Source organism: Paraburkholderia sejongensis (assembly GCF_020880815.1).
In the GTDB taxonomy this organism is placed as follows: Bacteria; Pseudomonadota; Gammaproteobacteria; order Burkholderiales; family Burkholderiaceae; genus Paraburkholderia; species Paraburkholderia sejongensis.
Genome location: NZ_JAJITD010000008.1, coordinates 295760 through 306525, shown reverse-complemented (window position 1 = coordinate 306525; position 10766 = coordinate 295760). Strand labels below are relative to the sequence as shown.

At 66.8% G+C, this 10766-nt stretch carries 9 protein-coding genes; 7 read left to right on the top strand and 2 right to left on the bottom strand.

Annotated elements, in window-relative coordinates; translation table 11 throughout:
- Positions 1 to 89 precede the first annotated feature (89 nt).
- Positions 90 to 1184: a DMT family transporter gene (locus LJ656_RS18120; protein WP_230510747.1), complete on the bottom strand. Its 1095-nt coding sequence runs from the start codon at positions 1182 to 1184 to the stop codon at positions 90 to 92.
- A 545-nt stretch (positions 1185 to 1729) separates the two neighbouring features.
- On the opposite strand from LJ656_RS18120, the gene dapC reads away from it, so the two are divergent.
- The 6 genes from dapC to cls all read left to right on the top strand — a co-directional run bounded on the left by dapC (position 1730) and on the right by cls (position 7907).
- A complete protein-coding gene (dapC, locus tag LJ656_RS18115; RefSeq protein WP_230510746.1) occupies positions 1730 to 2974 on the top strand; it encodes a succinyldiaminopimelate transaminase in 1245 nt (414 codons plus the stop codon).
- Positions 2975 to 3024: 50 nt separating this feature from the next.
- Complete coding sequence (gene dapD, locus LJ656_RS18110) at positions 3025 to 3852, top strand: 2,3,4,5-tetrahydropyridine-2,6-dicarboxylate N-succinyltransferase (protein ID WP_230510745.1); 828 nt, start codon at positions 3025 to 3027, stop codon at positions 3850 to 3852.
- On the top strand, positions 3852 to 4217 hold the full coding sequence (locus LJ656_RS18105; RefSeq protein WP_230510744.1) for an ArsC family reductase: 366 nt from the start codon (positions 3852 to 3854) through the stop codon (positions 4215 to 4217). The genes dapD and LJ656_RS18105 overlap by 1 nt, the downstream gene beginning before the upstream one ends.
- A 121-nt stretch (positions 4218 to 4338) precedes the next feature.
- A complete protein-coding gene (gene dapE, locus LJ656_RS18100) occupies positions 4339 to 5478 on the top strand; it encodes a succinyl-diaminopimelate desuccinylase (protein WP_230510743.1) in 1140 nt (379 codons plus the stop codon).
- A 15-nt stretch (positions 5479 to 5493) separates the two neighbouring features.
- Positions 5494 to 6378: a 50S ribosomal protein L3 N(5)-glutamine methyltransferase gene (gene prmB / locus LJ656_RS18095; RefSeq protein WP_230510742.1), complete on the top strand. Its 885-nt coding sequence runs from the start codon at positions 5494 to 5496 to the stop codon at positions 6376 to 6378.
- 50 nt (positions 6379 to 6428) lie between these two features.
- Complete coding sequence (cls, locus tag LJ656_RS18090; protein ID WP_230510741.1) at positions 6429 to 7907, top strand: cardiolipin synthase; 1479 nt, start codon at positions 6429 to 6431, stop codon at positions 7905 to 7907.
- Between the two features lie 83 nt (positions 7908 to 7990).
- Here the strand turns inward: cls and LJ656_RS18085 are convergent, their stop codons facing one another.
- Positions 7991 to 8470, bottom strand: coding sequence for a glutathione peroxidase (locus LJ656_RS18085; RefSeq protein ID WP_230510740.1), 480 nt, complete (start codon positions 8468 to 8470; stop codon positions 7991 to 7993).
- Positions 8471 to 8660: 190 nt separating this feature from the next.
- On the opposite strand from LJ656_RS18085, the gene LJ656_RS18075 reads away from it, so the two are divergent.
- Positions 8661 to 10634, top strand: a complete 1974-nt coding sequence (locus LJ656_RS18075) for an ATP-binding cassette domain-containing protein (protein WP_329958881.1) — start codon at positions 8661 to 8663, stop codon at positions 10632 to 10634.
- Positions 10635 to 10766: the final 132 nt, after the last annotated feature.

Sequence of the window (10766 nt, the reverse complement as noted above, 5' to 3'; positions counted from 1 at the left end):
ACGCAACCTCGCGAGCCTTCGCAATTGGGTTGCCGGCTGGATGCGCTGCTGCACTCGCAACTGCGCACGCGCCGGCTAATGAGGGGCAATCATACCATCGCGCGCGGGCGATTCTTACCGCCCTTGCGGTGGTCGTCGCGCTCGCGGACCGGATCGATTCCGTGCTCGTTTGTGTGTTCGGTAGTGCTTTCGTTAGCGTGTCCGCTCGTGCGCTCGTTGGCCCGCGTGCCGGCGCCGCCGCCGTCATGCTCGCCCGGCACGCCGGTGTCCTCGATGGCGGGATCGGGCGGCGCGCTCTTCGTGCGATGCACCCAGCTCGACAGCGCGGACGCGAGCACGATGCACGCGCCGCCGGCCCATTCGCGCGGACCGGGCATTTCGCCGGCGAACAGCCACGCGGACAGCGCGGTCACGACCAGCTCGAACAGCATGATGATCGACGCGCGGTTGGCCGGCACGCGCGCGAGCCCGTACTGCACCAGCATGTTGTTCGACGCGAGCAGCAAGCCGAGGCCCAGCACCAGCCCCGCCGCCGTGAGCAGATGCGCGCCGGCGGGCGGCGCGGGCATCGGCTCGAACAGCGACGCGAGCGCGCCGAGCAGCGCCGCGCCGCCGAACACCGTCGCGGTGCGCATCTCCGGTTTCATGTCCGGCAACACGCGGCTCGTCTTCAGGATCAGCACGTTGCTCATCGCGAAGCCCATCCCGCCCGCCAGACCCGCCCATTCGGCCGGATTGCCGGGCATCGGGATGCCGAGCTGCGGCGACCACAGCATCGTGATCGCGCCGGCCAGCGACAGCGCCGCGAGCGCCGCGCCCGACCACGTGAGCCGTTCATGCAGGATGAAGTGCGCGAACAGCGCGGTCCACGCGGGCGTCAGATAGAACAGCAGCAGCACCCGCATCACCTGACCGTGGATCGAGCCCCACACGAAACCGAGATTGGTGACGCCGGCGGCGAGCGCGAGCGCCGGCAGCAGCCAGTGCCAGCGCACGGTCTTCAGCGCGCGGCGCCGCACCAGCAGCACGAACAGGCAGCCGGTGCCGCTGGTGAGCGCGCTCGCGGCGGTGCCGGTCACGCCGAGCGCGGCCAGCATCCGCAGCGGATACCAGACGATCCCCCAGACCGACGCGCCGAGCATGATTGCAAGCGTCGGCCAGCCGTTGCGCAGCAAGTTGGTCATCGGCTGGGGCTCCGGCGGGTGGGGGTGATCGGCGTCGGCGAGGCGGCAAAAGTGACAGTGGGTGCGACGGTGAGCCGGGGTGCGGGGATGGACGCGCGCGGGCACAAGCGGGCGTCAGTGCCCGCGAATGCGCGCGTGGACATTCGCGTGGACGCCCGGGCGCACCTCCGAGCGCACATCCGGGCCCACATCCCGGCGCAAACCCGGGCGTGCCCCGGCCCGGGCGGGCGCGAGACGTTGCGGCCGGCGGCCGGTTCACGCCGGGCTGCCCGGATTGTCTCCACAACTACTGCGTACATTGCTGCTCCTGCGTGTTTTTTGCGCGAAACCTGCGTGGGTTCCGCTCGGCTGCCTGTTCTGCGTGCCGACGCGCCGCCCGGCGGGGCGCGCCACGCTATAATCGTCCGCTCGCTGCTGCTGCCGGTCGGCCCTCGTCGGCCCATGCGGCGCGCGCATGAGACGCCGTTGTACGCGCCGCCCGCCGTCCCGCGTGCAACGCTTTCTCGCCTTCTGTCCGCGTCCATCCCGATCAGGCCATCTCGTCCGTGAATCCGCTACTCGACTCCCTTCAGTCCTATCCGTTCGAAAAGCTGCGCGTGCTTTTCAAGGACGTCACGCCGCCGGCCGGCCTCGCGCACATCAGCTTCGGCATCGGCGAGCCGAAACATCCGACCCCGCCGCTGATCCGCGACGCCGTGATCGCGTCGCTCGGCGGTCTCGCGACCTACCCCGCCACGCTCGGCTCGGCGCCGCTGCGCGAGTCGATCGCCAAATGGGTGTCGACGCGCTATAACCTGCCGCCGCTCGATCCGGCCACCGAAGTGCTGCCGGTATCGGGCTCGCGCGAGGCGCTGTTCGCGCTCGCGCAGACCGTGCTCGATCCGCAGCGCGACGCGGGCGCAAACGCCGCCGGCACGACCGGCAAGCAGCCTGCGATCGTACTCTGTCCGAACCCGTTCTACCAAATCTACGAAGGCGCGGCGCTTCTCGGCGGCGCCCAGCCGTACTTCGTCAATAGCGACCCGGCGCGCAACTTCGCATGCGACTACTCGGCGGTGCCGGCCGACGTGTGGGCGCGCACCCAGCTGCTGTACGTGTGCTCGCCCGGCAACCCGACCGGCGCGGTGCTGACGCTCGACGACTGGCGCGAACTGTTCGCGCTGTCGGACCGCTACGGCTTCGTGATCGCGTCCGACGAGTGCTACTCGGAAATCTATTTCGACGAAGCGAAGCCGCCGCTCGGCGGTCTCGAAGCGGCGCATCAACTGGGCCGCGGCTACGAGCGGCTGGTGATGCTGTCGAGCCTGTCGAAGCGCTCGAACGTGCCGGGCATGCGCTCGGGCTTCGTCGCCGGCGATGCGGCAATCCTGAAAGCCTTCCTGCTGTACCGCACCTACCACGGCGCGGCGCTGTCCACGGTATTTCAGAGCGCGAGCATCGCCGCGTGGAACGACGAAACCCACGTGCGCGAGAACCGCGCGAAGTACCTGCAGAAGTTCACCACCGTCACGCCGATGCTCGCCGACGAGCTCGACGTGCGTCTGCCGGACGCCGCGTTCTACCTGTGGGCCAACGTCGAGCGCACCGGCCTGACGGACACCGAGTTCGCCCAGCGCCTCTACGCCGACTATAATGTGACGGTTCTGCCGGGCTCGTTCCTCGCGCGCACCGCGCACGGCGTGAACCCCGGCCGCAATTTCGTGCGCCTCGCGCTCGTCGCCGACGTCGACGAATGCACGGAAGGCGCGCAGCGGATCGTCGAGTTTTGCCGCTCGCTGAACGCCGCCTGAGCCGCGCCGCCTCCCCTCTTCAGACTTCAACTCTTCAGAAAATCACGCATATGTCGCAACAACTTCAGCAAATCATCGACACCGCCTGGGACAACCGCGCCGACCTGTCGCCGAAAGCCGCGCCGGCCGAAGTGCGCGAAGCCGTCGCCCACGCGATCGAGCAACTCGACAAAGGCGCGCTGCGCGTGGCCGAAAAGAAGGACGGCGACTGGGTCGTCAACCAGTGGCTGAAGAAGGCCGTGCTGCTGTCGTTCCGCCTCGAAGACAACGCGCCGATGCCGGCCGGCGGCTACTCGCAGTTCTACGACAAGGTGCCGTCGAAGTTCGCGAACTACACCGCTGAAGACTTCGCCGCCGGCGGCTTCCGCGTGGTGCCCCCGGCCATCGCGCGCCGCGGCTCGTTCATCGCGAAGAACGTCGTCCTGATGCCGTCGTACACCAACATCGGCGCATACGTCGACGAAGGCACGATGGTCGATACGTGGGCGACCGTCGGTTCGTGCGCGCAGATCGGCAAGAACGTGCACCTGTCGGGCGGCGTGGGTATCGGCGGCGTGCTGGAGCCGCTGCAGGCGAACCCGGTCATCATCGAAGACAACTGCTTCATCGGCGCCCGTTCGGAAGTCGTGGAAGGCGTGATCGTCGAAGAAAACTCGGTGATCTCGATGGGCGTGTACCTCGGCCAGAGCACCAAGATTTACGACCGCGAAACCGGCGAAGTCACGTACGGCCGCATCCCGGCCGGCTCGGTCGTGGTGGCCGGCAACCTGCCGTCGAAGGACGGCTCGCATAGCCTGTACTGCGCGGTGATCGTCAAGAAGGTCGACGCGAAGACCCGCGCGAAGGTCGGCCTGAACGAGCTGCTGCGAGGCGACTGATGGCGCGCGGCACCAAAACCGTCGTCTATGGCATTCCGAACTGCGACACCGTGAAAAAAGCACGCGTGTGGCTCGAAGAGCATGGCGTCGAGTTCGAGTTTCACGACTTCAGGAAGGCCGGCGTGACCGAGCCGCTGGTGCAGGACTGGCTGAAGGACGTCAAGCTCGACGCGCTGCTGAACCGCCGCGGCACCACGTGGCGCGGTTTGTCCGACGACATGAAGGCGGCCGCCGAAACCGAACCGGGCGCGATCGCGCTGATGATCCACAAGCCGTCGGTGATCAAGCGGCCGGTGCTGGTGGTCAACGGGCGGGTGAAGTCGCTCGGTTTTTCCGCGGATGACTACGCGGCGCTGTTTGCCTGACGCTGTTTGCCTGAATGTGACGCACGCGGCCTCGCGCCGCGTCGTTCAAATGCTGTTGCCGGCTGCGGTGCATCACCGCGAGCCGGCATTTTTTCATTTCCAAGTGGCTTGTACTGAATCCATGTCCGGCACCCTCGCCCTTACCGAACAACTGATCGCACGCGCGTCCGTGACGCCCGACGACCAGCATTGCCAGCGTCTGCTGATCGAGCGCCTGGCCGCGCTCGGCTTCGAGCACGAGACGATCGAATCGAACGGCGTGACCAACCTGTGGGCCGTCAAACGCGGCATCGACGGCACGCGCGGCAAGCTGCTCGCGTTCGCCGGCCACACCGACGTGGTGCCGACCGGCCCGCTCGAACAGTGGCATTCGGCGCCGTTCGAGCCGACCCAGCGCGACGGCAAGCTGTACGGCCGCGGCGCGGCGGACATGAAGGCGTCGATCGCCGGCTTCGTGGTCGCGAGCGAGGAGTTCGTCGCCGCCAATCCGCAACATCGCGGTTCGATCGCGTTCCTGATCACCAGCGACGAAGAAGGCCCGGCGACCGACGGCACCGTGAAGGTCGTCGAAGCGCTGCAGGCGCGGCGCGAACGGCTCGACTACTGCATCGTCGGCGAGCCGACCTCCAGCCAACGCTTCGGCGACATGGTCAAGAACGGCCGGCGCGGCTCGATGTCGGGCAAGCTGGTCGTCAAGGGCGTGCAGGGCCATATCGCCTACCCGCATCTGGCGAAAAATCCGGTGCATCTGCTGGCGCCCGCGCTCGCCGAACTGGTCGCCGAGCGCTGGGACGACGGCAACGAATACTTTCCGCCGACCACCTGGCAGGTGTCGAACCTGCACAGCGGCGCCGGCGCGAGCAACGTGATCCCGGGCCACGCGGACGTGATGTTCAACTTCCGCTTCTCGACCGCGAGCACGGTGGAAGGCCTGCAACAACGCGTGCACGCGATCCTCGACAAGCACGGCCTCGAATACGATCTGCAGTGGAGCGTCAGCGGCCTGCCGTTCCTGACGCCACGCGGCGAGCTGTCGAACGCGCTGGCGAAAGCGATCAAGGACGAAACCGGCGTCGAAACCGAACTGTCGACCACCGGCGGCACCTCGGACGGCCGCTTCATCGCGCGCATCTGCGAACAGGTGATCGAATTCGGTCCGCTGAACGCGAGCATCCACAAGATCGACGAACATATCGAAGTCGCCCACATCGAGCCGCTGAAAAACGTGTATCGCCGCGTGCTCGAACAACTGATCGCCTGACCGGGACTCCCTGCAATGACGCTGCCCTTCTCCACTGTCCGCGACCTGCTGCGTTACGCGGTGTCGCGCTTTAACGAAGCCAAACTGTCGTTCGGCCACGGCTCGGCCAATGCCTACGACGAAGCCGCCTATCTGCTGCTGCACACGCTGCATCTGCCGCTCGATCTGCTCGATCCGTTCCTCGACGCGCGCCTGACGAGCGCCGAAATCGACGCGGTGCTGAAGGTGATCGAACGGCGCGCGGCCGAGCGCGTGCCGGCTGCCTACATCACCCAGGAAGCGTGGATGCACGGCTATCGCTTTCATGTCGACGAACGCGTGATCGTGCCGCGTTCGTTCATCGGCGAGCTGTTGCAAGACGGGCTGCAACCGTATGTCGAAGACCCCGAGCAGGTCGGCGCGGTGCTGGAACTGTGCACCGGCTCCGGCTGCCTCGCGATTCTCGCCGCGCACGCGTTCCCGAACGCGGACGTCGACGCGGTCGACCTGTCCGCGCCCGCACTCGAAGTCGCGACCCGTAACGTCGCCGAATACAAGCTCGAAGAGCGCATCGCGCTGTTCGAGGGCGACCTGTACGCGCCGCTTGCCGAGCGCCGCTACGACGTGATCCTCAGCAATCCGCCGTACGTGAACGCGACCTCGATGCAGGCGCTGCCGGCCGAGTACAAACACGAGCCCGAGATGGCGCTCGCCGGCGGCGCGGACGGAATGGACATCGTGCGCCGCATCATCGCCGACGCGCGCAACTGGCTGACCGACGAAGGCGTGCTGGTGGTCGAGATCGGCAACGAGCGCGAGCATGTCGAAGCGGCGTTCGGCGGCCTCGATCTGGTGTGGCTGCCGACCAGCGCCGGCGACGACAACGTGTTCCTGATCCAGGCGCGCGATCTGCCTGTTTGAGTCCGGCCGGCTGATCCGAAGCGCGGCGCTTCGCCAACTTCCGCGAGCTTATGCAATTCGACCTGCTTCACGTCGGCCCGCTGGTCGCTCTTGCCCATATCCTCGGCATCATCGCGGCCGGCCATGCGATCCTCAACACCCGTACCTCGCAGGGTGCGATCGCGTGGGCCGTGTCGCTGGTGTCGATGCCTTATCTGACGCTGATCCCGTATCTGTTTCTGGGCCGCAGCAAGTTCGCCGGCTATGCGGACGCGCGACGGGTCGAAAACGAGCTGCTGCGCTCCCGCGCGTATCCGCAGCAGTGGGATAGCCTGGCGTCGTCGGCGGGACTGCCGACCCAACAGCTCGGCACGCGGCCGGTGCAGTCGCTCACGCGGCTGGGCGGGATGCCGTTCCTGCCGGGCAACGCCGTGCGCACGCTGGTGAACGGCACCGCGACCTTCACCGCGATCCTCGATGCGATCGAACACGCACGCCATTACGTGATCGTGCAGTTCTTCATCGTGCGCAACGACGCGCTCGGCGAGATGCTGAAAGACGCGCTGATCGCGAAGGCCCGCGAGGGCGTGCGCGTGTACTTCCTGTACGACAGCATCGGCAGCTTCGATCTGCCGCATCGCTACGTCGCGGCGCTGCGCGCGGCCGGCGTCGCGATGCATCCGTTCGCGACCAACCGCCGTTTCGTCAACCGTCTGCAACTGAACTTCCGCAATCACCGCAAGATCGTCGCGGTCGATGGGGAGCGCGCGTTCGTCGGCGGTCATAACGTCGGCGTCGAATATCTGGGCGCGAAGCCGCCGCTGTCGCCGTGGCGCGATACCCATATCGAGGTGCGCGGACCGGCGGTCGCGAGCATCCAGTTCGTGTTTGTCGAGGACTGGTATTGGGCGACCCAGCAGTTGCCCGATCTCGAGTTGCGGGACGCGACCGCCGGTGATGAGCCCGTTGAAACCTCGGACACCGCCGACGCCCCCGCCGGCAACATGCACTGCCTCGTGCTGCCGAGCGGCCCGGCCGACAAGCAGGAGACCTGCTCGCTGTACTTCGTCGAAGCGATCAACGCGGCGCGCGAACGCGTGTGGATCACCACGCCGTATCTGGTCCCGGACGAAGCGGTGTTCGCCGCGCTGCGTCTCGCGGTACTGCGCGGCGTCGACGTGCGTATCATGCTGCCGAGCCGGCGCGATCACCTGGTGGTGTTTGCCGCGTCGAAGCTCTATGCGTACGACTCGCTGCGCGCGGGCATCCGCATCTTCCGTTATCAACCGGGTTTTCTGCACCAGAAGGTGGTGCTGATCGACGGCGTCGCGGCCGCGATCGGCAGCGCCAATCTCGACAACCGCTCGTTCCGGCTCAACTTCGAGATCATGGTGCTGACCGTCGATCGCGGCTTCGCGCTCGAAGTCGAAACGATGCTGCTGAACGACTTCGCCGCGTCGCTGGAGATCGATCGCGACGAGTATCGCAAGGCGGCCGCGTGGCGCCGGATGCTGATGCACGTGGCCCGGCTGTTCTCGCCCATTCTGTAGCGCCCGCCAACCCCGGCGACAACCCGGCGGCACCCCGGCGACAACCGCGCGCTACGCGCCCGAGCCGCCCGCGTGCGCCGCTCTCACAACAGTGCTTCGATATCGGCGGCGATCGCATCGGGTTTGGTCAGCGGCGCGTAGCGCTTGACCACGTTGCCGTCGCGGCCCACCAGGAACTTGGTGAAATTCCACTTGATCTTTTCGAGCCCGAGCAGCCCCGGCGCTTCGCCGGTCAGATAGCTGAACAGCGGATGCGCGTTCGCGCCGTTCACGTCGATCTTCTCGAACATCGGGAACGTCACGCCGTAGTTCTTTTCGCAGAACGCGCCGATCTGCGCGGCGTCGCCCGGCTCCTGTTTGCCGAACTGGTTGCACGGAAAACCGAGCACCGTGAGCCCGCGGGCCGCATACGTTTCGTAGAGCTTTTGCAAGCCCGCGTATTGCGGCGTGAATCCGCATTCGCTCGCGGTGTTGACGATCAGCAGAACCTTGCCCTGATACTTTGCGAGACTGACTTCCTCGCCGCCGAGCGTGCGCGCCGAAAACGAATAGATCGATGTCATGTGCCCTCCGAGAAAGCCGTCAGTCTATGCCCAAACGCGTCGTCGACGTAGTCGGCCGAATGGCCGATAGCGATCCGGGCTGAGGTCCGTTTCGGCCGCCGCGCGCGCTCGCGCACCGGCCCAATCCAGGCGCGCGCCCGGCGACGCCCCGGGCAGTCTAAAATAGCGGTTTTCTTCAGCCGGCCACGTCGTGATCCGCTTCAACCAGTTCAGCCTCGCGCGCGGCACCAAGCCGCTTTTCGACAACACCACGTTCACGCTGAACCCTGGTGAAAAAGCCGGTCTCGTCGGCGCGAACGGCGCGGGCAAATCGACGCTGTTCGCCGTACTGCTCGGCGAGCTGCACGCGGACGGCGGCGACTTCTCGATTCCGCCCACGTGGCGCATCGCGCACGTCGCGCAGGAAACCCCCGCGGTCGACAAGACCGCCCTCGCCTACACGCTCGACGGCGACGCCGCGTTGCGCGCGATCGAAGCGCGCATCGCGCAGGCGTCGGCGGCCCACGACGGCGCGGCCGAAGCCGAAGCGCACGCCGCGTTCGCCGACGCCGATGGCTACACCGCGCCCGCCCGCGCCGAAGCGTTGCTGCTCGGCCTCGGCTTCACGCTCGAGCAGACCCGCGAACCGGTCACCAGCTTCTCCGGCGGCTGGCGCATGCGCCTGAATCTCGCGCAGGCACTGATGTGCCGCTCCGACCTGCTGCTGCTCGACGAACCGACCAACCACCTCGACCTCGACGCGATCGTGTGGCTCGAAGACTGGTTGCATCGTTACCCGGGCACGCTGATCGTGATCTCGCACGACCGCGAATTTCTCGATTCGATCTGCAACGTCACGCTGCATCTGGAGCAGCAGCAGATCAAGCGCTACGGCGGCAACTACTCGCAATTCGAAGTGCAGCGCGCGCAGCAGCTCGCCTTGCAGCAAAGCGCGTACGAGAAGCAGCAGCGCACGGTCGCGCATTTGCAGAGCTACATCAATCGCTTCAAGGCGCAGGCGACCAAGGCGCGTCAGGCGCAAAGCCGCGTGAAGGCGCTCGAAAAAATGGAGCTGATCGCGCCCGCGCATATCGCGTCGCCGTTCACGTTCGAGTTCCGCACGCCCGACTCCGCGCCCAATCCGATGATGGTGATGGAGGACGTGCGCTGCGGCTATCGCGCGGAAGACGGCAGCGAGATTCCGATCGTCGAGCGCGTGATGCTGTCGATCCAGAACGGCCAGCGCATCGGCCTGCTCGGCGCGAACGGCCAAGGCAAGTCGACGCTGATCAAGACGCTGGCCGGCACGCTCGAAGCGCTCTCCGGCCACGTGCGCGAAGGCAAGGGACTGCGGATCGGCTACTTCGCGCAGCATCAGCTCGAAACGCTGCGCCCGGACGACACGCCGCTGCAGCATCTGGCGCGCCTCGCGCCGGATACGCGCGAGCAGGAACTACGCGACTTCCTCGGCAGCTTCAATTTTTCCGGCGACATGGCGACCGCGAAGATCGCGCCGTTCTCCGGCGGCGAAAAGGCGCGTCTCGCGCTCGCGCTGATCATCTGGCAGAAGCCGAACCTGCTGCTGCTCGACGAACCGACCAACCACCTGGACCTCGAAACCCGTCACGCGCTGACGATGGCGCTCGCGCAATTCGAAGGCACGCTGATCCTCGTGTCGCACGACCGCCATCTGCTGCGCGCGACCACGGACCAGTTCATGCTGGTGGCGAAGCACCGTCTGCAGGAATTCGACGGCGATCTCGACGACTACCGCGACTGGCTGCTGCAGCATGCGGCCGAGCAGCGCGCGGCGCTGAAGGCGAACGCGGCGGGCAATGGGGGCAATGCGGGCGCGGCGGGTAACGGAGTCGGCGCGGCAAACGGCGTCGACAGCGGCGTGAACCGCAAGGAGCAGCGCCGTCTCGAAGCGGAAACGCGCCAGAAGCTCGCGCATCTGAAGAAGCCGCTGCAAAGCCGCATCGCGAAGATCGAGAAGGAAATGGACGCGCTGAACGCGGAAAAGGCGACGCTCGATGCATTCGTCGCCGATCCCGCCAGCTACGAGCCCGAGCGCAAGAACAAGCTGACGGAGGCAATCCGCCGTGAGGCGGACGTGAACGCGCGTCTCGAAAGCCTTGAAGCCGACTGGCTCGAGACGCACGAGGAACTCGAACAGATCGGCTAGCGGCACGCCCCGGCGCAGCCGCGCCGGCAACCATGGGAGCTTGGCTTTGTCATTTGCGAACTCATCGCCTGCGTCTGCATCAGGGGCCGGGGCGGCGGCTCAGTCGCCCGCCGTAGCCGCTCCCCCGCCCCC

Excerpts from the sequence above, each read along its gene's own strand:
- LJ656_RS18120 (WP_230510747.1), bottom strand. The coding sequence starts at position 1,184 with ATGACCAACTTGCTGCGCAACGGCTGGCCGACGCTTGCAATCATGCTC.
- dapD (WP_230510745.1), top strand. The coding sequence starts at position 3,025 with ATGTCGCAACAACTTCAGCAAATCATCGACACCGCCTGGGACAACCGC.
- prmB (WP_230510742.1), top strand. The coding sequence starts at position 5,494 with ATGACGCTGCCCTTCTCCACTGTCCGCGACCTGCTGCGTTACGCGGTG.
- cls (WP_230510741.1), top strand. The coding sequence starts at position 6,429 with ATGCAATTCGACCTGCTTCACGTCGGCCCGCTGGTCGCTCTTGCCCAT.
- LJ656_RS18105 (WP_230510744.1), top strand. The coding sequence starts at position 3,852 with ATGGCGCGCGGCACCAAAACCGTCGTCTATGGCATTCCGAACTGCGAC.
- LJ656_RS18085 (WP_230510740.1), bottom strand. The coding sequence starts at position 8,470 with ATGACATCGATCTATTCGTTTTCGGCGCGCACGCTCGGCGGCGAGGAA.
- dapE (WP_230510743.1), top strand. The coding sequence starts at position 4,339 with ATGTCCGGCACCCTCGCCCTTACCGAACAACTGATCGCACGCGCGTCC.